Origin of the sequence: Streptomyces sp. SS1-1 (genome assembly GCF_008973465.1) — a bacterium.
Classification (GTDB): Bacteria; Actinomycetota; Actinomycetes; order Streptomycetales; family Streptomycetaceae; genus Streptomyces.
This window is the reverse complement of the sequence record NZ_WBXN01000001.1, coordinates 46765-69778: the sequence shown is the minus strand read 5'-3', so window position 1 is coordinate 69778 and position 23014 is coordinate 46765. Positions and strand designations below refer to the sequence as shown.

The 23014-nt window shown below is 66.4% G+C and carries 22 protein-coding genes and 3 pseudogenes; 19 read left to right on the top strand and 6 right to left on the bottom strand.

Annotation, left to right across the window (positions count from 1 at the left end):
• Positions 1–67 precede the first annotated feature (67 nt).
• The 14 genes and pseudogenes from F8R89_RS00340 (at position 68) to F8R89_RS36465 (ending at position 13286) form a co-directional block, all read left to right on the top strand.
• Positions 68–397, top strand: a complete 330-nt coding sequence (locus F8R89_RS00340; protein WP_151782048.1) for a hypothetical protein — start codon at positions 68–70, stop codon at positions 395–397.
• 11 nt (positions 398–408) lie between these two features.
• Positions 409–1488 carry an SLC13 family permease gene (locus F8R89_RS00335; protein ID WP_225994255.1) on the top strand — a complete coding sequence of 360 codons (1080 nt, stop codon included), beginning with the start codon at positions 409–411 and terminating at the stop codon, positions 1486–1488.
• A 2-nt stretch (positions 1489–1490) separates the two neighbouring features.
• On the top strand, positions 1491–2699 hold the full coding sequence (locus tag F8R89_RS00330; RefSeq protein ID WP_151782047.1) for a CaiB/BaiF CoA transferase family protein: 1209 nt from the start codon (positions 1491–1493) through the stop codon (positions 2697–2699).
• Between the two features lie 4 nt (positions 2700–2703).
• Positions 2704–3921: a CaiB/BaiF CoA transferase family protein gene (locus F8R89_RS00325; protein ID WP_151782046.1), complete on the top strand. Its 1218-nt coding sequence runs from the start codon at positions 2704–2706 to the stop codon at positions 3919–3921.
• Entirely contained in the window at positions 3922–4725 is an 804-nt protein-coding gene (locus tag F8R89_RS00320; RefSeq protein WP_151782045.1) for an enoyl-CoA hydratase/isomerase family protein, read from the top strand.
• 26 nt (positions 4726–4751) lie between these two features.
• Positions 4752–5186 carry a Zn-ribbon domain-containing OB-fold protein gene (locus F8R89_RS00315; RefSeq protein ID WP_151782044.1) on the top strand — a complete coding sequence of 145 codons (435 nt, stop codon included), beginning with the start codon at positions 4752–4754 and terminating at the stop codon, positions 5184–5186.
• On the top strand, positions 5186–6328 hold the full coding sequence (locus tag F8R89_RS00310) for a thiolase family protein (protein WP_151782043.1): 1143 nt from the start codon (positions 5186–5188) through the stop codon (positions 6326–6328). Before F8R89_RS00315 ends, F8R89_RS00310 begins: the two co-directional genes overlap by 1 nt.
• A gap of 13 nt (positions 6329–6341) precedes the next feature.
• The gene (locus F8R89_RS00305; RefSeq protein WP_151782042.1) at positions 6342–6965 is read left to right on the top strand and encodes an SDR family oxidoreductase; all 624 of its coding nucleotides are present in this window, start codon (positions 6342–6344) and stop codon (positions 6963–6965) included.
• Positions 6966–6999: 34 nt separating this feature from the next.
• Positions 7000–7758: an SDR family NAD(P)-dependent oxidoreductase gene (locus F8R89_RS00300; RefSeq protein WP_151782041.1), complete on the top strand. Its 759-nt coding sequence runs from the start codon at positions 7000–7002 to the stop codon at positions 7756–7758.
• Positions 7759–8021: 263 nt separating this feature from the next.
• On the top strand, positions 8022–8861 hold the full coding sequence (locus tag F8R89_RS00295) for an SDR family NAD(P)-dependent oxidoreductase (protein ID WP_151782040.1): 840 nt from the start codon (positions 8022–8024) through the stop codon (positions 8859–8861).
• A 110-nt stretch (positions 8862–8971) separates the two neighbouring features.
• Complete coding sequence (moaA, locus tag F8R89_RS00290; RefSeq protein WP_151782039.1) at positions 8972–9961, top strand: GTP 3',8-cyclase MoaA; 990 nt, start codon at positions 8972–8974, stop codon at positions 9959–9961.
• Positions 9962–10991: 1030 nt separating this feature from the next.
• Positions 10992–11624, top strand: a complete 633-nt coding sequence (locus F8R89_RS00285) for a hypothetical protein (protein ID WP_151782038.1) — start codon at positions 10992–10994, stop codon at positions 11622–11624.
• Complete coding sequence (locus tag F8R89_RS00280) at positions 11624–12355, top strand: DedA family protein (RefSeq protein WP_151782037.1); 732 nt, start codon at positions 11624–11626, stop codon at positions 12353–12355. Before F8R89_RS00285 ends, F8R89_RS00280 begins: the two co-directional genes overlap by 1 nt.
• A gap of 749 nt (positions 12356–13104) precedes the next feature.
• Positions 13105–13286 (top strand): annotated as a pseudogene (locus tag F8R89_RS36465) (thiazolylpeptide-type bacteriocin).
• Positions 13287–14510: 1224 nt separating this feature from the next.
• Here F8R89_RS36465 and F8R89_RS00260 read toward each other — a convergent pair.
• Both F8R89_RS00260 and F8R89_RS00255 read right to left on the bottom strand, forming a co-directional pair.
• Positions 14511–15815: an FAD-binding oxidoreductase gene (locus F8R89_RS00260; protein WP_151782036.1), complete on the bottom strand. Its 1305-nt coding sequence runs from the start codon at positions 15813–15815 to the stop codon at positions 14511–14513.
• Positions 15812–16711: an LLM class flavin-dependent oxidoreductase gene (locus F8R89_RS00255; RefSeq protein ID WP_151782035.1), complete on the bottom strand. Its 900-nt coding sequence runs from the start codon at positions 16709–16711 to the stop codon at positions 15812–15814. Before F8R89_RS00255 ends, F8R89_RS00260 begins: the two co-directional genes overlap by 4 nt.
• An 84-nt stretch (positions 16712–16795) precedes the next feature.
• Between F8R89_RS00255 and F8R89_RS00250 the strand changes: the two genes are divergently transcribed.
• Complete coding sequence (locus tag F8R89_RS00250; protein ID WP_225994254.1) at positions 16796–17173, top strand: winged helix-turn-helix transcriptional regulator; 378 nt, start codon at positions 16796–16798, stop codon at positions 17171–17173.
• Between the two features lie 116 nt (positions 17174–17289).
• The gene (locus F8R89_RS00245; protein ID WP_151782033.1) at positions 17290–17829 is read left to right on the top strand and encodes a hypothetical protein; all 540 of its coding nucleotides are present in this window, start codon (positions 17290–17292) and stop codon (positions 17827–17829) included.
• Here F8R89_RS00245 and F8R89_RS00240 read toward each other — a convergent pair.
• Complete coding sequence (locus F8R89_RS00240) at positions 17747–18553, bottom strand: IS5 family transposase (protein WP_151782032.1); 807 nt, start codon at positions 18551–18553, stop codon at positions 17747–17749. The two genes, F8R89_RS00245 and F8R89_RS00240, sit on opposite strands and share 83 nt — an antisense overlap.
• Before the next feature lie 342 nt (positions 18554–18895).
• Between F8R89_RS00240 and F8R89_RS37290 the strand changes: the two are divergent.
• Positions 18896–19078, top strand: a pseudogene (locus F8R89_RS37290) (DUF5959 family protein); the annotation flags it as partial.
• A 74-nt stretch (positions 19079–19152) separates the two neighbouring features.
• Here F8R89_RS37290 and F8R89_RS36450 read toward each other — a convergent pair.
• Positions 19153–19308, bottom strand: a pseudogene (locus tag F8R89_RS36450) (transposase); the annotation flags it as partial.
• Between the two features lie 206 nt (positions 19309–19514).
• On the opposite strand from F8R89_RS36450, the gene F8R89_RS00225 reads away from it, so the two are divergent.
• Positions 19515–20213, top strand: coding sequence for a TetR/AcrR family transcriptional regulator (locus tag F8R89_RS00225; protein ID WP_225994253.1), 699 nt, complete (start codon positions 19515–19517; stop codon positions 20211–20213).
• A gap of 210 nt (positions 20214–20423) precedes the next feature.
• On the opposite strand, the gene F8R89_RS00220 is transcribed toward F8R89_RS00225, so the two are convergent.
• Positions 20424–20768: an SsgA family sporulation/cell division regulator gene (locus F8R89_RS00220; protein WP_151782029.1), complete on the bottom strand. Its 345-nt coding sequence runs from the start codon at positions 20766–20768 to the stop codon at positions 20424–20426.
• A 223-nt stretch (positions 20769–20991) separates the two neighbouring features.
• Positions 20992–21363: a hypothetical protein gene (locus tag F8R89_RS00215; RefSeq protein ID WP_151782028.1), complete on the bottom strand. Its 372-nt coding sequence runs from the start codon at positions 21361–21363 to the stop codon at positions 20992–20994.
• Between the two features lie 698 nt (positions 21364–22061).
• Here F8R89_RS00215 and murQ point away from each other — a divergent pair.
• On the top strand, positions 22062–23009 hold the full coding sequence (gene murQ / locus F8R89_RS00210; protein WP_151782027.1) for an N-acetylmuramic acid 6-phosphate etherase: 948 nt from the start codon (positions 22062–22064) through the stop codon (positions 23007–23009).
• The last annotated feature ends 5 nt before the right edge of the window (positions 23010–23014 follow it).

Sequence of the window (23014 nt, the reverse complement as noted above, 5' to 3'; positions counted from 1 at the left end):
CCTGAACTGTCGGTGCCACGTGCCATGCTGACCGCGACCAGGTGCTCAGGGTGAGGGAGAGGCAACGATGGGGGCTCAGTACTACGGCGCCGACAGCGAGAACGGCGACCGCATCGACGACCCCTCTGAAGACGCGCTGTTCATGATGATCAGCGACCTCAACGACTCCGACAACACGTTCGTGGTCGTCCAGCCGGACGAGGACGATCCTGTCTGGTTCGCCTCCGTGGCCGTCGTCGGTGAAGGCGGTTACGAGATCGTCCGCCGTGACACCTCCCGCAACGAGCACGAGGTCACCACGGCCACGAGTGTCAACGGCATCGCCCGCGACCTCACCATCTGGATGGCCGCCCGCGACTTCCCCGGACGGCCCACCAAGCAGGTCAGCGAGTTCTAAAACACGCCCTAGTGGGCGGCAAGGTGGCAGCGATTCCCTGGGTGATGTTCACCGTCAGCTGTGTACTGGTGTCCCTCGGTGCCGTAAGCCCGGCAGCCGTGGCGATCATCGCCCCCATCGGGATGACTTTCGCCAGTAGGTACGGCATCAACCCCCTGCTCATGGGGCTGATGGTTGTCCATGGATCTGCCGCCGGGAACTTCTCTCCCCTGGGAGTGCTGGGCGTCGTCACCAACGGCGTCGTCGACACCAGCGGAATCGCCGGGGACCCTGCGGTCCTCTTCCTGTCCAACCTGGTCTTCAACGTGCTGCTCGGCGCCGGCATCTACTTTGGATTCGGCGGCCGTCACCTCATTGCCGCCGGACGCGTAGCCTCCCGAGCCGCCACGGGCGACAACCCTGTCAGCGCGAAGCTGCACCACACGACCTCAGGGCCGTCCACCACAGCCGTCATCGCAACCGAACCCGCATCGGTCGAAACTGCCGTCCTCTCGCTGGACCGGGACCGCCTCGTCACCCTGGGGAGCATGGTCGCGCTGGTGATCGGCGCCCTGGTCCTGGACCTCGATGTCGGCCTGATGTCCCTGACAGCTGCCGTCCTTCTCACGCTTCTTTCTCCCGGCACCGCCAAGGAAGCAGTGACCCAGATCAACTGGAGCGTCGTCCTGCTCGTCTGCGGCATCGTCACCTATGTCGCACTGATGCAGAAGATCGGCACCGTCGACTATCTCGGCAACGCCATCTCCAAGGTCGACGCACCGCTTCTTGCGGCGCTCCTCATCTGCTACATCGGCGCCGTCGTGTCGGCCTTCGCCTCGACCACCGGCATCCTGGGCGCCCTGATCCCCCTCGCGGTACCCCTCATCGCCACCGGCCAGGTCACCGCGATCGGTCTCGTGGCCGCCCTGTCCATCTCGTCATCCGTCGTGGACAGCAGCCCTTTCTCCACCAACGGCGCCATGGTGGTCGCCAACGCTCCCAAGGAACAACAAGCCATGGTCTACCGACAACTTATGAAGTGGGGCTTCGGCCTCGTCCTGGCCGCCCCTCTTGTCAGCTGGACTGCCCTCACCGTCCTGGCGGGGTGGTGACCATGACACACATCAATTCCCCCGGCCCCCTTGAAGGCCTCCGCGTCGTCGACCTCAGCACAAGCCTCGGCACCTATACAGGACGACTCCTCGCCGACCTCGGAGCCGACGTCATCAGGGTCGAACCCAAGGGCGGCGCCCCCGAGCGATCCCGTCCTCCGCTAACCGACGACGGGACCAGCCTCCCCTTCGCCTTCACCGAAGCGGGTAAACGCAGCATCGTCCTCGACGGCAACGAAATCGGCGCCTGCAGTGAGCAGCTGGAAAGTCTGCTGGAAACAGCGCAGATACTGCTCACCAGCGAAGGGCCTAGCAGTCTGCGCCGTCGTGGACTGCACCCCCTTGACGTCACACACAGACACCCGCAACTCATACACGTCTGCATCAGCCCCTTCGGTCTCAGCGGCCCATGGGCCGACCGGCCGGCAACCGACCTCACCCTCCTCGCAGCCGGCGGACTACTTGCGCTTGCCGGAGATCCCGCCCTGCCGCCCGTGCGCGCCTGGGGCAACCAGACCTCGGTCATCGCGGGCGTCCACGCTGCTACCGCAGCACTCATGGCCGTTCTCGTGCTGGAGGAAACCAGCCAGGGACAGATTGTCGACGTATCGGTGCAAGAGGCGGTCGCCCACTCCCTGGAAAACGCCGTGCAATACGTCGACCTTGAGAAGACGGTCCGTCACCGTGTCGGATCAGGCCCAGTGGAAGCAGGGACGGGCCTTTTCCCGTGCTCCGACGGATGGATCTACTTGGTGGGAGGCCTCGGCGGCCTCCCCCTCGCCTGGGAATCGATCACCACATGGCTGGTCGACAGCGGCCTCCACGAGGCCGCACAACTGCACGATCCCCGCTGGCACGACCGCAGTTGGCGCCGCAGCGGCGAAGCAGTACGAACCTTCCGCGGTCTCTTCGAGCGCTTCGCAGCAGGGCGAACGAAGCAGGCTCTTTACGAGGACGGACAGCGCCGGGGCATCAGCATCGCCCCGGTCTCCACGCCCGATGACCTCCTGACCAGCCCGCAACTCCTCGAACGCAATTTCTTCCTGGCCCTCCCCGTCAACGGCCGGACCCTCCCCTTCCCCGGCTCGCCTTACCGCTTCGACGGCATGACGGTCGCGCCAGGCGCTCCACCAGCACAGCCAGGTGCTGACACCCAGGCCGTCCTGGAGACCCTCCCCGCGGCTCGCACGGCCGCAGAAAACAAGGAATAGCAGCATGACCTCTCCGCTCCCGCTCGAAGGGGTGCGCGTGGCCGACTTCACCTGGGTCGGCGCAGGACCCTTCCTCACCAAGCCGCTCGCGGATCACGGCGCCGATGTCATCAAGGTCGAATCGCGCACGCGCACCGACCCCATCCGCAGCATGGCACCCTTCCGCGACGGCCGGCCCGGGCCCAACCGCAGCGGCTACTTCGCCAACCGCAACTCCAGCAAGCGATCCATCTGTCTGGACCTGAAGAGCCCGCGGGGCAAGGAGCTCGCGCTCGCCCTGATCGCCAAGAGCGACATCGTCACCAGCAACTTCACACCAGGCACCATGGACCGGCTGGGGCTGGGCTACCGGGACCTCACCACCGTCCGGCCCGACATCATCTGTCTCGAGATGCCCATGCAGGGCAACACCGGACCGCACCGCGACTTCCGCGGATACGGTCTGACCATCGCGGCAGCCGGTGGGCTCCTGGGCCTCACCGGCTACCCCGGACACCCGCCCGTGGGAACGGGAACCAACTACCCCGACCACGTTCCCAACCCCCTGCACGCAGCAGTCGCCGTCCTTGCCGCCCTGCGTCACCGCCGCAGGACAGGCAAGGGCCAGTACATCGAGCTGGCCCAACTGGAGTCCACGGTCAACGTCATCGGGCCCGCGCTGCTGGCCGCAGCAGCAGGCCAGCGCATCGACCGCGAAGCCAACCACGACACCTCCGCCGCTCCCCACGGCGTCTACCCCTGCGCGGGCAAGGACCGGTGGTGTGCCATCGCCGTCACCACAGACGACCAATGGGAGGCCTTGACCAACGTCCTGGGCCGCCCCGAATGGGCCGCCAAGCCCCTCTACGCCACCGCCGACGGCCGCCAGGCAGCAAGAGAGGAACTCGACGACGGCATCGCAGCCATCACCCCTGCCTACGACGCGCAAGCACTGGCCGACGCCCTCGCCGCCACTGGTGTGCCCGCAGCAGTTGTGAGCGACGCCGCACAAGTCCTCACCGACCCCCAGCTCAACGCCCGGGAGCACTGGAAGGTCCTCGACCACCCGGAAATGGGTCCCAGTGTGTACGACAACATCCCCTACCGGCTGTCCGCCACCCCCGGCCGCCTGCGCGAGCCGGCCCCCCTGTTGGGCGCCGACACCCGCGACGTCTGCCTGAACCTTCTCGGACTTACCCCGGACGAATACCAGCACCTCGCAGCAGAAGGAGTCGTGGGCTGAATGACCATCCAGACCGAGCGCGCCGACGCCACACTCATCATCCGGCTGAACCGTCCCGAAGCGCTGAACGCGCTGGACGTCGAAGCCATGCACACCCTCAACCAGGTCCTCCGGGACTTCCGGGAGGACCCCACATTCGCCGTGGGCATCGTCACCGGAACGGGTGACCGCGCCTTCTGCACCGGCGCCGACCTCAAGAAGACATTGCCGCCGAAGGCCTCCTTCGCCCAGGCCTACTTCGCACCGTACGAGCAGAGCATCGAGGACGGCCTATACGTACGGGCCATCACACTCAGCGAACTCAACATCGGCAAGCCGCTCATCGCCGCCGTCAACGGCCACGCCCTGGGCGGAGGAGCCGAGATCGCGCTCGACTGCGACCTGCGCATCGCCAGTGAGAACGCCACCTTCGGCCTGCCCGAAGCCCGCTGGGCCAGCGTTCCCGCGGTGGGCGGCGTATCCAAACTGCTGCGGGCGGTCCCGCGGGCCGTCGCCATGAAAATGATCCTCACCGGCGACCGCATCAGCGCCGAGGAAGCCCACCGCGTCGGCCTGGTCAGCGACGTCGTCCCGGCCGATGAGCTTCTGCCCACAGCGATGAAACTGGCCGGGCGGATCACCTCCAACGGACCTCTGGCGATCAAGAGCCTCAAGGCACTCGCCGACCGGACACAGGACATGCCGCTCACCCAGTCCGTCGCCCTCGAGCAACTGCTGTGGGGCGTTCTGCGGGACACCGACGACCGAGTGGAAGGACGAACCGCCTTCGCTGAACGCCGCCCGCCCCAGTACCACGGCCACTGAGCAGAACTCCGACAAGGACCGAACTTATGACACTCCCTCAGACGCAACCAGCGGCACACCAGATCGGCGCCCACTGGACCCACCAGGACGGTGAGCACGCCACCCTCACCATCACCCTTTGCCATGCATGTTCCGGCCGCTGGTTCCCGCCCCGGGACACCTGCTCGACCTGCGCCTCCTCCGACGTGGAGAACATCACGAGCCACACGCGCGGCAGCGTCTATGCCTCCAGCGTCGTCAGGATCGCTCCGCGCGGCTTCCAGGCTCCCTACGTCCTTGCATACGTCGACATCAGCGGCGTGCGCCTTCTCGCCCACAGCCCCTCCTCCGACCGCGCTCTGGCACCCGGCACCCCGGTGGAACTGACGGTGGCCCGCATCGCAGACACCCCCGAAGGCGCTGTCACTTCCTACGTCGTCACCGCCCTCGACGACCAGCACACAACCACCGGAGAGCAGTGATGAAGCCTGTCTACGTCGCCGGCGCCGCCGTTCACCCCTTCGGCAAGCACCCGGAGCTCAACGCAGCCGAACTCGGCTACCGTGCCGTCCACTCCCTGCTCGAGACAACGGGAATCACCCCGGACACCGTGGACACCGGCTTCGCCGGCTCCTCGTACGGCGGATCCCTGCTGGCCCAGCGAGTCCTCCAGCGAGTCGGTATATCAGGCCAGCCCGCCTTCACCGTGGAGAACGCCTGCGCAAGCGGCGCATCCGCCATACATCTGGGCTGGCAGGCCGTGGCCTCCGGCGCTGCGGACGCCGTCATCGCTTTCGGAGCAGAAAACCTCTCGTCCTTCGGCGGCGGAACCCTCCCCCTGACAACCAACGACATCGAGATCGAGCAGGGCATGGTCATGCCCGCCGCCTACGCCATGCGAGCTCAGCGCTACCTGCACGACTTCGGCGCCACGGTGGACGACCTGACCGCGGTCTCCGTGAAGAACCGCACCAACGGCGCTCTCAACGAGCGGGCCCACTTCCAGCACGAGGTGACCGCGCAGGACGTCGCCAACTCCCGGCCGGTCGCCGACCCCCTGCGCCTGCTGCACTGCTGCCCTAACAGCGACGGCGCCGCCGCGGTCCTGCTGTGCTCCCAGGAAGTCGCCGAACAACTGCACACACCCCGCGTACGGATTCGCGCCAGCGTGGTGCGCTCCGGCACCTTCCACACCCAGTACCGCGACATGACGTGGCCCGACATCACCGAGCGCACCGCCAAGGCGGCGTACGCGATGGCAGGGCTCGGCCCGGCCGACCTCGACCTGGTCGAGCTGCACGACGCCTTCAGCATCGCTGAGCTTCTCCACTCCGAGGCACTGGGACTTGCCGAGCGCGGCACGGCACACCGGGCCGTGCGCGACGGCGACTTCGACCGGCACGGGCGCATCGCGGTCAACCCCAGCGGAGGCCTCATGTCCCGCGGCCACCCCGTGGGGGCCACCGGGGCCACACAGATCTGCGAAGCCTACTGGCAGCTCACCGGCCAGGCAGGCTCCCTGCAGGTGCCCGGAGCATCCGTGGCTCTCACCCACGTGACCGGCGGCGGCATCTTCGGCGTCGACAACGGCGCCTGCTCCGTGCACATCCTCACCGCCGACTGAAAGGCACTGCCAGATGTCCCACCGCAATCTCGCACGCCGCGCCCTCGTCCTGGCCCCGGCCGGCACCGCCACAGCGGACGCCGTCACCACCCGTCTGAAAACCGCCGGCTACAGCGTCGACGCAGACGCGGCCTTCACCGAGCCCACCGGCCCGATCGATGCATTCGTCTACGATCCTGGCCTTCTGGACGGCACACCCACCCGCAGCGCGGCCGAACAGCTGCTCACGCGCGTAGCGCAGTTGATTCCCTTCCTGCGCACACCCGAGGAAGGCGGGTCACGGATCGTCGTCATCGCCAGCCGGGACGGCCTCGGCTGGCCGAGCCGTCCCGACCTGGCTGCCCAGAGCGGGGCACTCGTCTCGGCAGCGCGCAGCCTGGCACTCCAACTCGGTCGCACGGGCACGACTGTGAACGTCATAGCTGCACTGCCCCCCGAGGGCAGCCCTCTGCGGGAGGCCGGACACCCCGAGAACACCCACCTGTACGAACCCGAGGCGCTGACCCCCGACCCCGTCACCGTCCACGACATCGCGGAGACCGCAGCCTTCTTCCTGAACCCCCGCAGTGGCTATATCACCGGTCAGGTCCTGCACTGCTGCGGTGGTGCCAGCCTCCTGTCAAGCCTGTCCGTCTAAAGAACCGACCATGATCAACACTGAAGGAGACACAATGAATCTCGACGGAAAGGTCGCAGTCGTCACCGGCGGGGCCAGCGGCATCGGCCTCGCTATCGCCCGCGACTTCGCCGCCGCCGGCGCGCAAGTGGCGATAGCCGACATCGACGAACAGCGAGCACAGGCCACGGCCCACGAAATCACTCACACGGGCGCGACGGCCGTGGGACTGCCCGTGGACGTCAGCTCCCGAGAAGCCGTTTCCGCACTCTTCACCGAGGTCGAGGACCGGCTCGGCCCGGTAGACGTCCTCGTAAACAACGCCGGTATCAGCATCGACCGAGGGATACGGCGCATCACGGACGACGAGTGGAACAAGACGCAAGCCATCAACCAGACCGGCGTCTTCCTGTGCAGTCAGGCGGCGCTCACCTCCATGATCCCTCGACGTACCGGCCGCATCATCAATATCGCCTCCCGGGCCTGGCTCGGCTGGTACGGGCAGCTCGCCTACGCCACATCCAAAGGCGGGGTCGTCTCAGCCACCCGGTCCCTCGCCATCGAGGTGGCCAAGTACGGCATCACCGTCAACTGTCTTGCCCCCGGTTTGATCGACACCCCGCTGCTGCGCCGGGAACCGCAGGAGGTCATGGACCGCCTCCTGACCGCCCAGCCCATGGGAACGATCGGCGCGCCGACCGACGTGGCCTGGGCCGCCCACTACTTCGCTTCTCCCGCCAGCCGTGCTGTCACCGGCCAGGTGATGTACGTCTGCGGAGGCAAGAGCCTCTACGCCCAGCCGGCTCGGGTCTGAGCATGTCGCCGTACAGCTGGTGAGTGGTCCCGGCGCGCATGCCTGTTACCGTGCCGGACCGCATCGCAGCCTCCATTCATCCGAAAATCTGGATATGCATTCGTAATCTCGGATCGAGGTGGGCTTGCGGTGCTGGAGGAGTCGGCCGAGGCTGGGCTCATGGCAGGGCGGGGCATCCGCACGCTGCGGATCTCGCGGGTAGCCCTGCCGCCGACTGTCTGCGTTGAACGGTATCCGAAATGTCTTCTGGCGGTCCTGTTTCCATGACTCTGGTGCTTACGGGCGCGACCAGCGGTATCGGAGAAGCCGTCGCCCGTCTGCTGACCTCACGGGCGACCCGGCTGATTGTGCACGGCCCTCAGCATCCCGCGAACGTGGACCGGTTCCTCGGACAGCTCAGGGACCTGGGGCAAAGTGAGGTGCACTATGTCCTGGCAGACTTCGGCGACCTCACTGCGGTCGGCGCCCTCGCCGACCGGATCGCCGCCCTCACCGACCGGGTTGACGTGCTCATCAACAATGCAGGACGCCCGGGCCCCCCGACTCGGCAGCTCAGTACGGATGGCAACGAACTCACCCTGCAGACCAACTACCTTGCGCCCGTGCTGCTGACCGATCGTCTTGCCGCTTTGCTCCGCGCCGCACACGGACGCGTCGTCCATGTCTCCTCGGCCACGCACCTGTCGGCGTCGCTGGACCCCGACGACCTCAACATGGAACACACGGCCTACACCCCGACCGTCGCCTACTCACGTTCCAAGCTGGGGCTCGTAGCGCACGCACGATGGCTCGCCGATCAAGCGCCCTCACCTCGGTTCGATGCGGTGAGTGTGCATCCAGGTGTCATTCACACGGCACTGCTGCATGCGATGTACGACATCGGCGGAGCGCCTGTGGAGCAAGGCGCGCGGAATGTGGTGCAGGCGGCTCTGTCCGCCGAGGCCTGGGGCGGACGCTATCTGGCTGAAGATCGGCCCGCGAAGCCGAACCCCTCCGCGCTAGACCCCGACTTCAGAAGCCGGCTCATGATGCAGACGTTCCGTCTGACGCGACATGTATCTGCCGACGGCAGGTCCTCCTCCGCCGGCCTGGACGGTGCCTGACGGAGCGGCGCCGTGGGTGAACAAGACGTGCGCATGCAATATATCCCCTGAGTGGCAAAACGGAAGATTGTGTAATTTTATAGAGGTATTCACTGTCAGGGGTGGTCGGCTTGCTTACTGACACCTTCGGCCGGGTGGCCACAGACCTGCGGGTGTCACTTACTGACCGGTGCAATCTCAGGTGCACCTACTGCATGCCGGAGGAAGGCATGCAGTGGCTGGCCAAACCGGACCTGCTCACCGACGGGGAGATCGTCCGGCTGGTGAGGATCGCCATCACCGAACTGGGGATCACCGAGGTCCGCTTCACCGGCGGCGAACCTCTGCTGCGGCCCGGCCTGATGGGCATCGTCGAACAGTGCGCAACCCTAGAACCGCGCCCTCGCATGTCGTTGACCACTAACGGCATCGGCCTGCGACGCACCGCAATGGCGCTGGCCGGCGCCGGGATGGACCGGGTCAATGTCTCACTGGACACCTTGCACCCCCACGTCTTCAAGCGCCTGACCCGACGAGACCGGCACCACGACGTGCTCAGCGGTCTCCAGGCCGCCCGTGAAGCAGGACTGACACCGGTGAAGGTCAACGCGGTGCTGATGGCAGGACTCAATGACGACGAGGCCCCCGACCTACTGGCCTGGGCTATCGAGAACGGCTATGAGATGCGGTTCATCGAACAGATGCCGCTCGACGCCCAGCACGGCTGGAAGCGTGAGGGCCTGATCACCGCAGACGACATTCTTATCTCTCTACGCAGCCGCTTCTGCCTGACTCCGGAAGACAAGGAGCTGCGGGGCTCCGCTCCGGCCGAGCGCTGGCTCGTCAACGGAGGCCCGCACCGTGTCGGCGTCATTGCCTCTGTGACCCGCCCGTTCTGCCGTGCTTGTGACCGGACCCGACTGACCGCCGACGGCCAAATCCGTACCTGTCTGTTCGCCACCGAGGAGACCGACCTGCGCGGTGCACTGCGCCACGGTGCTCCCGATGAGGAGATCGCCCGGATCTGGCGCGTGGCCACGTGGGGAAAGAAGGCCGGCGCAGGCCTCGACGCTCCGGACTTCGAGCAACCCGACCGTCCCATGTCAGCGATCGGGGGCTAGCGGAAAGGCGAGGCAGCACGTGAGCCGGTTGACGTTCCACCTCGTTGCGGCGCTTGCAGAGATTGCGGGCGACGGGCCGTTGACCTGCCGCCGTGGTTGCCGCGGCTCCCGCGCAGGCGCAGACGCGCCGAGCGACTAGGCCTTGCTGGTGACACACGTCACCCGCGGGGATGCACTAATCCCCTCTCAGGTAATGACCTGCCCTTCCTGTCGCATACCGAACCGGCAATGTACGCACGTCTCAGCAGCTCAAGGACGTCTTGGCCTCGGACGACTCACAGGCAGTGCAGGCTGGCCAGCCACTTTCGGCCTGCGATCTCTGCAGGAACCGAAATCGAACGGGCCCGGCCCTCGTGAGGGCAAGAGGCGTGCGTTCTCCATAGCCCTGTCTGCAGCAGTGATTCGCATATGGGGCTGGCCATGATCCGCTGACCAGAGCCTTAAGGCCGGCGGCCGGGCCGCCGGGATCCGGCGAGCCAACCGACGGGCGCGGGGCTCTTCCGGCGGATTCTCTTGCTTCACCCCGAGGTACGCCGCGGGTGTCCTTGCAGGAGCCCGCCGCCCATCTGTGACGATGCTAACAATAAAATGAGGCAACCCTCGGGTTATGTTTGCCAAGCAAACTTGAGGGTGGCCTCAAAAAAGTTCTCGCGGTATTCGCGGACGAACGGGGGCCATCCCTCGTCATGGCTCATGCGCCAGCGCTCGAGCAGGCAACTGTCATTTCAACGTGAGCGAGGGGCGGCGCCGCGCGCGTTGCGGCCCAGAGCGCTCAGGAGGTGCTGTGAACCCGTCCACATGTGCCGCTGGCGGCGCCGCGCCGCCCTGCACAACGGAACAGCGAGGCGAGGAATTCGCGACCTCACGAGAGGCACGCCAGCAATGGCACGTCGATGCTTCCCCCGCCCCCCACGGATCTCAACTCTCCCCGACCGGACAGGGATGGTCTCTCAGCGCACGCGCTCACCGCCAGTCCCGCACTGGGGAGCCCCACCCAGCGTGGGCCGGGGTCCGAGGCCGACTTCGGCGGATGACGGTCATGGCGGCCGGTGCCGCGCTGCTCTATGCAGCGTTGCTCACCAGGACCAGGGACGCCACGCCCAGCGGCGCGGTCCGCTGGATTTCCGCGATCGCTTCTCGCCATACCGACATGCCCACAGGATGGGGGGAGTACGGGCAGAGCGCGGCGCATGTGCTGTCAGGCGTGCACAGTGTTGCCCACTGGCCCCTGATGGCGCTGACTCTGCTCTGGCTGGGCCATCGACACCAAGCTCTCTACACGCGCGGTGCTCTTGCTCTGCTGTTGTCCAGCGGTGCCGGGTTTGCTGTCCTTGCCGTATTCCGGTGTTCTGCGCGTGAGACACCACTAGCCCTCCACTACCTGGAGGCGCCCGGCGTACGGGCCGGCTGGTACGTCCTGATGGCCTTGGCGCTGATCGCCGCCACCCGTGCGCCGTGGGCGCGGCTCGGTGCGTTTGCGGCGGCTGTCCTCATCGGCGCCTCCGCGGTACTGACTGCGGAGAACCGGCTCCTCAGCGCTCTCCTGGCCGGAGCCCTGCCACTTCTGGCGTGGTACGCCGCAGCATTCCTTCTCTCCTCGCCCCGATTTCAGCGAGCGGAAAGTTCCATGCTTCCTCGGCGCATCGGCAGGCAGGCCCACTAATGCACATCGATACCCTGATCGAATCGGCTGGCTGGTGGGCATACCTGCTGGTGTTCGCTGTGACGGTTAGCGAGACCAGCGCCTTCCTCGGCCTGCTGGTGCCCGGCGAGACCGCCATCCTCATCGCTGCTGCACTGGCCGGTAAAGGCGACCTCAACCCGGTGATCCTTGCAGCGGCGGTGGTGACCGGTGGCATCATCGGGGACAACCTTGGCTACCTGCTGGGGCGCCGGTGCGGACGACGTCCCAGCAGCGGACGACTCCGCCGATTCCGCCTCGATGCCCACCTTCGAAGAGCCCAGACCTTCCTGGTGCGGCACGGAGGGAAGGCGGTGTTCGCCGGGCGGTTCATCGGATTCATCCGTACCTTCCTGCCATTCGCCGCAGGCGCGTCCGCAATGTCCTACAGACGCTTCTTCTTCTTCAGCACTCTCGCGTCGGTGGTCTGGGGGGTCGGGAACGTGGGACTTGGATACTTCGCCGGCACGGCGGCCACCGAGTTCCTGCACTCGGCAGGAGCCGTCGGAGCGCTTGCACTCGCCGCCATGGCGCTGGCGATGTTCGTCGGACTGCGGCTGCTCAAGCGGCGTCGGCACACAGGCAGGGCCGGCTCGTCAATCGTGGCCTCTCACCGCTCCCTCCAAGAGGCAGTCCAGGACCGGGCCCTTCTCGATGCCGACACCGAACTCCTGCCCCCGCAGGGGCAGGCCGTCCGCAGGTCTGTTTCCTAGATAGAACAGCCGATCAGGCGGCAACGGCTCGGACCGTCTCGCTAGCCGGGCGAACACCGCAGCCTCAGCTAGGGCGGCGACGGCTTACAGGACGGACTCAGCTGTATCAGCGCGGCGACGGTCATCGTGGACGTCGCGGCAGGCAGTGCGGTGGGAAGATGCGGGGCGAAGCCCGGTGAGTGATTGGGTGGCAGAGCAGCGAGCCGCTCCGCCACGTTCGACCCGGGCACATGGGCCCACTGCCGCGGGCTGCGATCCCCACCATCAATAGCAGAGCGGCACCGCCCCGCAGCCGTGAACCGAGTGGCCAGCTTCGCCACCAATACGCTCTCGCGCGGGCCAGTAACATCGCGACCCCCAAGACGGCCGCAGTCTAGAAGTCGTGACCGCAGGCTTGGGCCAGCGGCCCGACGGCGGTTACGGCAAGCCTGTTTGCTCCTCCACGGGCAATGCGTCCAACTCCACCCTGAACATGACGCGCCGTCCACTGCCGTTGACGAGTACACCGACCACCCCGTGACCGCCGACACCCCGAGCCACGTCGTAGCCCTCCGTCGGCAAGACAGGCCGCAGTGCGTGCTTCCCCTCCGGACGGCTCGGTAGTGCGAACACCGTCAGGGGACGTATCAGCGACGGCAGCCCTCGCAGTACGACACAGGGGGCAGCGAAGTGCCAGCGAAGGGAGGCTGCAGGCGTCAGCGGCGACCGGCGCAATGGGAGAGCCAGACAGCCCCGGGAACGGCTAGGACATGTTGACATCAGGAGTCACTACGGTTGACAAGCCGGTCCTCGTCTCCCTCGCCGACGAAATCCTGGAGCTTGAGTCGGAGACCTTCGAGATCTCGAACTACTGGACGCGAGCGAGGTCGTGCTCGCCAGCTCGACGAGCTGCTCCTCCACTTCCACCACCTCCAGCAGCCTGACGCGATGACAGCCTCGCCGGTCGACGGTGCCTGCGTCAGTGGAAATAAAGGCACCCACGGTTCGCTGTACCGGTCCGGCGGGGGAGCGGGGGAGCGGGAGAACGGCAGCGAGGTAGGGGCCTGGCGTCGAAGCACAGACCGGGCACGGCTTACCGGGTCCGTGTCGGCCTCCCGCCTCCTCACCGGTGGATGAGGAGACTCGCGTGACGGGTCACGCCGCTGTAGGACGGTGCGAGCCTGTGGGATCGTCCGCAGTGCCGCAGGGAGAGAGAAGCCCCCGTCCCCGGCGTGCGCGTGATCACGCGAGCGGGAGCGTCTTACGGAAACGGATGAGGGGTCCGCCGGATCTCCGACTCGGCCAGGTCTGTCTCGCGCAATCCGCCCCGACGGCGGCGGTGCGCAGACGCGGCAGGGTCAGCGCACGCTGCCGAGTCCAGCCGAAGTCGATCGGCAGCAGGCCGGGCGTCAGAACACATACCGTACGCAGTCCCATGCCCTGCTGTTCGGGTGTGGTTTGATTCACCACACCGACATCATGGCCCGCGTTCATCGCGGCAGAAACGCACGTCATCGGCCAGTCGTGAGTGGGCGGACGTGTGGCCTCCCACGAAGCGTAGACGTCCCCCCATTGAGCGCACGGCCCGTGGCTGCCGGTACGGGGCCACATGGGCTTTCCGGTGTACCACCGACACAATAGCCACCTGGTGCACGCACGTCGATCCCTTGACCAGAAGATCGTTGCGCCTAAGCAGTGCCCCGTGGAAACCACGGACCACCGTGGCCGGCAGGGAACGACCGCATCAGTGGTGAGGAGTAACTATCACTGTCGTGCGTAACACCACTGACACCGATGACACTACGGAAGCAGTGTGCTCGCAGAGGGAGGTCACACCGGCATGTTAGTGTCTACAACATGATCAGCCGTAGCCGCTGATCCAGTGCCCAGCTGCGAGCCAACGCGATTTGCGTGGTGCGTCAGTGATGTGCCCACCCCGTGATCCGGGCCCCGGTCGAGTTCCCCCCGTACTCGGCCGGGGCCCTCCCTTCCCGATCGGTTCCGGCACACCGCACGGCATCAAGTGGCGCGGCGGGGACACGGACGGATGGCTGCGCCCTTCCGCTTGTGCGGGCTGCCGACGTCATGCTGGTGTTCCGGGGGTAAGAACCCCGTCGATACAAAAGCCACAGCGCTCGTCTGCTGGCAGCACTCGGCGACGAGGGTTGCTCCGTGGTCAGTTACCTGGACGCAGCATGCCCTCGGGGTCGTAGCGCTTCCACAGCTCGGCGACGCGGGTACCGGTGGGCCCTGGGTAGATCTGGTCGAACGTGGCCTTGTCTGGGTTGCTCACAAAGTTTACGTACGCCCCTTCTGTATGTTGCGCCACCGGCTCCCATGCCCGGCCCAGGGCTTCGTGGCCGTAAGGGGGAAAGGTGGAGGCGATGACGAGGGACCGCTGATGCCGGTGGGGGAACGCAGTAGCCGCGGGATCGACGTCGGACACGGCGCCACCGAGCGACCGCATCTGGATGTGCGCGGGAGTGGGACCGCTCGCCATGTCGACGATCGCACGGGCAGCGGCGGGTGTGAGGTCAGTGATCAGGCCGTTCGTCGTAGAGGAGCGCATCTGCCCCATATTGGAGTGCATGTGCTGACGCGGCACCAGGTTCGTGTAGGGGGTGATCCCGGCCTGCTGGAGTGCCACGTCACCGATGCTGAGAAGCGGTTCGATCGAACGTCGGATGACGTGCTCATCGTCCGTGGCCACAACCGCTGTGATGAAGGCACTCGTCACGAAGTCCTGTGAGGACAGCATGAGAGCGGTCGTGAGCTCCCGCGGGGCGTCCTTTAGAGCCGCGTCCAGGCGCTGGAGCACATGGCCCGCGGGATCGACCCGTGCGATGAGCTGCGCGACTCCCACGTTGCGCAGCTCGATGGCCTCGAACTCGAAGGCCAGGGCGATACCCGCGCCTGCTCCCGCACCGCGCATCACCCACAGGAGGTCAGGCTCGTTGGAGGCATCGGCGCGCACGGCCGAACCGTCGGCAAGCATCACCTCGACGGCGCGTATGCGGTCCACAGTCAGTCCGAAGCTCCGGACGAGCCATCCGACGCCACCGCCCGTGGCCAGCCCGCCGACACCGACATTGCCGTGGTCACCGGAGCTGATGGCCAGGCCGTGCGGACTCAGGGCCTCTGCTACCTGCGCCCACCGGGCCCCGGCCTCAACCCGCACCAGACGCTTCCTGCGGTTGAGTACCGTGATCTTGTTCATCCGCCGGAGATCAATGACCATGCCCTCGCTGTTGGTGCCACTGCCGGACAGTCCGTGCCCGCCACTGCGCACCGCGAGAGGAAGCCCGCGCTCCCGAGCCATGAGCAGGGCGGCGGCGACGTCACCGGCGGATTCGGGGACGGCGACGACGGCGGGGCTGCCCACGGTGGTGTACGTGGAGCGGTACTCCCTGTAGCTACTGTCGTCGGGGGTGATCAACTTGCCGGACAGTGCGGCCGACACGGTGGCGAGTTCCCGATTCATCGTTGTCCCCTCACGGCTGCGACGCGTGCACGCACGGCGGGTACGACGTGTGAGGTGAAGAGTTCGAGCTGGTTCTCCGCGTCCCCCGTGGGCCAGAAGATGAAGGTGTCGAAGCCCAGTCGCAGAGCCCAGTCGCTGAGGGTGTCCACCCACACCTGGACGTCTCCGACGAGCCCCTGACCGGCGCCGTGCGCCCCGATGGTCCCGATGACGTTGTAGATGCGCCGGATGGATCGCGGATCGCGCCCGGCGGCCGTGGCCGCCTCGTCGATGATCTGCTGGCGCGCGGGTACCTCCTCGGGAGGTACGTAGATGTTCAGCGGGGAGATCCATCCGTCGGCCGCCCGGCCCGTCACGTTGAGCATCTTCGGCTTCTGGGCGCCCAGCCACAGCTGCACCGGTGTGGACGCCACCGGGCCGGCACGGTATCCCGTCACGGCATGGTGGGGGGTCTGCATCCTTACCACGCCACCGGCCAGAGCCTGGTGCATGAGGTGGAGGGACTCCTCGGTGAAGGCGACCATCTGCGCGCCGCGCCGGGGCAGGCCGCCCATCGAAGCGATCGCGTCGGCGAAGGCGCCGCCGCCGACTCCGAGCTGGATGCGGCCATCTGTGAGGATGCCCAGGGAGGCGGCGGCCTTGGCGAGCATGGTCGGAGGGCGCAGCTGGAGGTCGGCCACGTCGGTTACGAAGGAGATGCGGTTGGTCACCGCTGATAGGTGACTGATCAGCGTCCAGGTTTCCAGGTATCCGGGTTGGTACGGGTGGTCCTGGACGGCAAGGTAGTCCAGTCTGTCTTCATCAGCCCGGCGTGCGAGCCGACGAGTCTCTTCAAGAGCATCCGCCGCCGGGTTGAGGCTCAAGCCGAACGACAGCTGGTGTCCGTAGTCGGTCATGTCATCACACTGCGGCAGTCACCTAACCCATGACAAATAACCCATAAGGTGCTAATGTATAGTAAGCAACAAAGGAGTGATCGCGTGCCTCGACAGCTTGAACGCAGTTCCATCCATGACGAGACTTGCCCAAGGTTCCAGGAGGCTCTCGAAGTCGTCGGCCGTCGCTGGACGGGCTCGATCCTGGTTGCTGCCGCACAAGGTGCCAGACGATTCGGTGAGTACCGGGCAGTGATCGATGGTATATCCGACCGCCTGCTTTCCCAGCGGCTCAAGGAGCTCGAGCGCCAGGAACTTATCAAGAGGACCGTGGTGCCGACCACACCCGTCCAGATCACCTACAGCCTTACACCTACGGGGGAAGCCCTGATCGATGCGTTGCAGCCCTTGGTGAAGTGGAACATGCGAAGGGCTGCCGCGGCGGCTCATGCCTCCGTCTATACAAGCACTGACGGCGGGTAGCTCTAAGAGGCCGTTCTCTTTCCGAATGTGGTGTGCGGATTCCGCTGGTCAGGCATGAGATTGCGGCTGTGGCGGGAGTCTCGACTCGTTGCTGATCGAGTCGGTGGGGGTGGCGGATGCCGTCGATGCGGGCGGTGTTGGAAGCGCGGCGGAAGGCCGCTGCCGTGCGGGTGGAGGAACTCGAAGCCGAACTGGAGCGGGTGCGGGCAGGGCTGGCGGATGCCGAGGAGGTTCTCAGGCTTCGGACGATCGGCCTGGAGCAGTATCTGGAAGCGCTCGCCGAGGAGGAACAGCCGGCCGGGACAGACGCCGGTCCGTTGCGGAGGAGGCCGGTGGGCCCGCGCCGTGCGGTGCCGCATCGGCAGAACGCGGCCGGGGTCGAAGACCTGTCGGTGGACTACCAGGCGGTGATGGCAGCCGCGGCTGGGGCCGGAAGCGACGGGCTGGGTGCCCGGCGGGCGGCCGTGGTGCTCGGCTGGGACAGCGCCTCGGCCTCACGCGTCGAGGGTGCCAGAGCACGGTTGAAGAGGCTGGTGGAACGGGGCTGGCTGGTGGAAGCAAAGCCCGGGAGGTTCACCCTGCCGTCAGGACTGCAGGCCGACCGGATTGTGCGGCCAGGCGGCGGCTCATCAGGGCGGTCATCGACCAGCGGATGACGGCTTCGCTGGTGTCGGTGCGTCGTTCGTAGTCCCTCACCAGACGCCGGCTGCGCAGAAACCAGGCGAAGGACCGCTCGACGACCCAGCGGCGGGGCAGGGCCTGGAAGCCTCGGACGTCCTCGCTGCGGCGGACGATGTCGAGGACGAGGCCGAGGTGCTGGCTGGTCCAGTCGGTGAGGTGGCCGGTGTAGGCGCCGTCGGCCCAGACCCGGGCCAGCCGCCGGTAGCGCCCGGCCGCCGCCGGCAGAAGGGACCGGGCGCCGTCCCGGTCGGTCACGGACGCCGGTGTGACAGCCACGGCCAGGAGAAGTCCGAGCGTGTCGGTGAGCAGGTGCCGCTTGCGGCCGTTGATCTTCTTGCCCGCGTCGAACCCGCGTGAGGTGTGAGCGACGGTGGCGTCCGCCTTCACCGACTGCGAGTCCACGACTCCCGCGCTCGGCTCGGCGCTGCGGCCTTCACGGGAGCGGACGGCTTCCCGCAGCCGGTCGTGCAGCTCGGTGACCAGTCCCGCATCCCGCCAGCGGGCGAAGAAGGCGTAGACGCGCGGCCAGGGCGGGAAGTCCGCAGGCATCGCCCGCCACTTGATGCCGTTGTCGACGAGGTAGCGCACGGCATCGATCATCTGCCGGTGACAGTAGCCCTCCGGACGCCCGCCGCGGCCCGAAAGCCAGCCCGGAACCGGCAGAAGGTCCCTCACCACGGCCCACTCGGCATCGCTCATGTCCGAGCCGTACCGGGGCCGGCGCTGCGGCCGGTCGACAGCGTTCCCGAACCTGTGAGCGAGGCAGTCACACCCACGAGTGGACGAACTGGACCCGGCGACCACGACCACGCGACACTTCGACAACAGGGCCTCTTGCTCCTCGCTGGACTCGACATCCGCGAGCTACCAAGAGGCCCTTCCTTCATGCACCCGCCCCGGACAACTCACCCGAACCAGGACCCCGTTCGAACCTGCCCGACCACGCGAGCGGATAGAGAACAGGCAGTAAGAACTCCTAACGGAATGAGACTGGGGCAATCTGGTTGTGGCTGCAGCTTTGCTTCGGCATCATGAGCCCTCGTGGGTGAAGGTAAGCAGAGCCCTGCCGACCTGGAGCGCTGGTCCCGGGCTCTGGACCCAGGGCAGGACATCTGCTGGAGGGACGACGATCACAGCCCTGAGATCAGGATCCAGCCGCACAACGAAGAGCACGAGGCTCCCGCTGTTTATGTAGAGGATCCGGGCAGGTCGTGCGTCTCCGTGAACCTTGAAGAGGATTGGATCGACGAGCAGCGAAGGCTGCTTGGACGGGTGGTGAAGGCCAGGGCGTTCGCGCCGCGGAGCCTGGCGAGGAGGAACTCGTGCATTCGGGGCCACAAGTCGGCCTCGGTCCACTCCGCCAGGCGGCGCCAGCAGGTCATGCCCGAGCCGTAGCTGAGTTCCCGAGGAAGGTGTTCCCACGAGATCCCGGTGTGCAGCACGAACAGGATGCCCTGGAATACGGGTCCGGATGCCACTTGCGTCCCGGATGCCGGGCCGGCCCTCGAAGCGTTAGCGCGGTGCAATCCCCCGCGAAGGCCTGAATCCTTTGTTCAGCACAGCACAGCGTCTCGACGCCCACGGAGTTGGCCTGTCAGTGTGCGGCTGATCTCACCTCGGGCAACTTGAGGGGGTCCTCAACTTTTGGTAGTGTCTGTCCATGCATGGAGCGAAGTCGGTTAAACGCGCAGGACGTCCCCTGCGGCGGGATGCCCAGCGCAACCGTGAGGCGATTGTGGCTGCGGCGGCGGACGCGTTCGCCCGGGAGGGCATGGGGGCGCCGCTTGAGCCCATTGCCAAAGCAGCTGGCGTAGCGATCGGTACGCTCTACAGTCATTTCCCCACCCGGCTCGAGTTGGCGGAGATCGTCTTCGAGGAGAAGATCGATGCGTGGCTGGACGCGGCACAGAAGGCCGCGACGGCGGAGGACCCGTGGTCAGGCTTCGCCCAGTACCTTGAGATGATCTGCGAACTGCAAGCTGATGACCGGGGTCTAGGCGACCTCACCTCAATGAGTACGCCCCTGGCTGAGTGCGTTGAGAGTCGTCTGGCGCGCATTCGCACCCTGGGGCAGACCATCGTCCAGCGCGCGCAGAGCCAGGGCACTCTGCGGGCCGATGTGTCGCCGGACGATATGGCTTTCGTCATTTGGGCCCACGGCGGCATCATGGCCGCCATCCAGGATGTCGCGCCAGAGGCCTGGCGCCGTCACCTGGCGCTGATGCTCGATGGGTTCCGGGCGGAGCGGGCGACACCTCTTCCTGTGCCCCCGCTTCACGCCATCGCGCGAGGGGTGAAGGGCAGCGCACAGGACGATACGAAGAACCGCGCCATCTGCAAGGTTTTCGCTGCGGAGTGATCTGCCTGTTTCTAATGCGCCGGACACTCCGTCAAGCCAATGCTGGTGCCGTCCTAATGTAGGCAGGCGGGCACAAGTCCACCGGTGCCCGCCGACAGGCCGCCGGCATCAGCGGCCTGAGCCGGTCGCGCATCCCGGTCAGTGATCGTCAGTTGCGGTCATCGTACGGTCAGTTGCTCCCTCCGGGAGCCCGGTGCTGTCGGCAACAGTTCAGTTCGACAGCAGGCGGGCAAGCACGGCCTCGATATCGAACTGCTCATGCTCGGTGCCCAGAGGGACCAGTTGCTGCGTTCGGCCCAGGAATTGCTCCACATCCCGGTAAGGGGCCTCGACTAGTGCCGATTTCCACACCGGACCGAGAGCGATGTACAGCACGTCCGGTTCCGGGCCGGTCCCCGGCCATACCCGCAGATCGCCATGGCCGGCGTGATGTTTCAGTCCTTCGGCCAGTACGTCGCGGCTAAGAGCCCATTCCACTGCGGTGGCTGGACTGCCGTCCAGGTAGAAGGTCGCACGGACGGCATAGGGATCGTGGGCCTCATACTGCATGCGCATGCAGCAAGGCCCACTGCCTGTGGGATGCACGAACAAACTCACGGACAGCTCTGTGTCAGCAGTCCTGCTCGATTCCACGGTTCTTCACTCCGGTCACTCTGATCGGTTCGCCGGACACCTGTTGCCGGGCGGGAGAGGCACAGCGCACGCCGGCTGTGCGGACGACCGCCCGGCAACCTGACCGGGGCGCCTGCAGACAAGCGAGTCTCGTCCGGACGGACACTCAGTGCTGGGTCATGATCAACTGGTCTACGTACCAACGATCGACGACGCCGTGGCGGTATGGCGTCACATCGATCCACCGGCCGTCCATCAGGCGGTACAACCGATGACCATCCCAGCGGTACTCCACCTTGTCCCAGGTCCGGTTGTTGCGCTGTCGCTCATCCCACCGGTGGTCCCGTTCCTGTGCGGACAGAGCAGGGTGGGCCTGGTCCGCGGACCAGGCGCGTCGGTCGTCGCGGCCGTCAGTCTCCGAGTGGTGGCCGAGGTTTCCAGACGCTGCCATCGCGTGCCCCGGGGCAGCGAGAGTTGCGCCGCCTGCAATCGCTACCGAAGCGACCGCGAGCGAGACCCGCTTGGCAAATGTATTCATCGTCAGTCTCCATGTGCTTGTGCTGGGTTCTTCCGCCCAGGTGTGGGCCTCCTCCAGGAGAACCGGCGACGGCTCGATCCCGAGGACACTTAACCTGAGGGCTCCCTCAGGTTAAGTGCTACGCTAGCGTACATGAGGGTCCCCTCAGGTTAAGTGTGTTGCCCCTCACGAGAGGTCGGCGGCTGCTCGGAGTGAAGGTGGGCCGTTGACCAATCGACCCCATCGGTTTGGGGCTGCGGACGGACGGAGGGTGCGGCCTCCTGGCGACTGTTGGGTGGGTGGCCCTAGAGGCCTTGCAGTCTGGCCCCCCCTGTCGGCACCGCATACGCAGTGGCAGATGTGAGGGGGATCCGGTGTCGGCGGCCCTAGGGGCGACTTGAAAGCGTGGCAGTGTCACCCCGGCGGAGATGAGGTGTTGGGTTGAGTGGTGTGACTCATCGATCAGTGGGCCCCCTTGACTCCATCTCAGGCCTGAAAATATCTTTCAGAGGTAATGGTAAAGGTGAAAAAAACCTTCTATGGCCGACCGGGTGTCTTCTGGGACCACCCGGTGCCAGCCGCCCTGAGCAGTAGGGCTGCTGTCCACGAGGGAGCACGCGGCGCAAAGACGCGAGTCGCCAGACCACCCTCGATCGCCGCAGACGTTGCCATAACCCATGCTCCCCACCACGCTCCCGCACGCGAAGGCAGTACTTCTGATGACTTCCACCGCTGACACCACCCCCGGACATGGCCAACTGCGCGCGCAGCTGGCCACCATGGCCACAGAGGAGTATCGGCCCGAGCTGGCCGATATCGACAGTATGTCCACCCTGGACATCGCACGGCTCATGAACGGCGAGGACGCCATCGTCACCAAAGCCGTCGAGGCTCAGCTGCCTCGGATCGCCACCGCTATCGATGCCATAGCCGAGCGAATGGCCCGTGGCGGCCGGCTGATCTATGCGGGTGCCGGCACGGCTGGGCGCTTGGGTGTACTGGACGCCTCCGAGTGCCCGCCCACCTTCAACACCGACCCCTCCCAGGTCGTCGGTCTCATCGCGGGCGGCCCGTCCGCCGTGGTCAAGGCCGTGGAGGGGGCGGAGGACTCCGAGGAATTTGCCCGGCAGGACCTGGACCAGCTGGTGCTCAGCGCGGACGACATCGTGGTCGGCATTTCCGCCTCGGGGCGCACACCGTACGCCGTTGAAGCGGTCAGGTACGCGCGCACCGGAGGAGCACTCACCGTAGGCCTGTCGTGCAATCCGGACAGCGCACTGGCGGCAGCCGCCGAGCACGGCATTGAGGTTGTGGTAGGCCCTGAGGTGATCACTGGCTCCACCCGCCTGAAGGCGGGGACAGCCCAAAAGCTCGTTCTCAACATGCTTTCCACCATCACCATGGTCAGAATCGGCAAGACCTACGGGAACCTGATGGTCGACCTCCGTGCCTCGAACGAGAAGCTCAGGGCACGCTCGCACCGCATTGTCGAGCTGGCGACCGAGGCGTCTGACAACGCGATCGAGCAGGCTCTCGCCGCCACCGATGGTGAGGTCAAGAACGCCATCCTCTCCTTGCTTGGCTCCGTTGACGGCCCGACCGCCGCACGTCTCCTGGAGGACGCCCACGGGCATCTGCGAAAGGCCCTCGAGGCCGCCGCCGCGTAACGCAC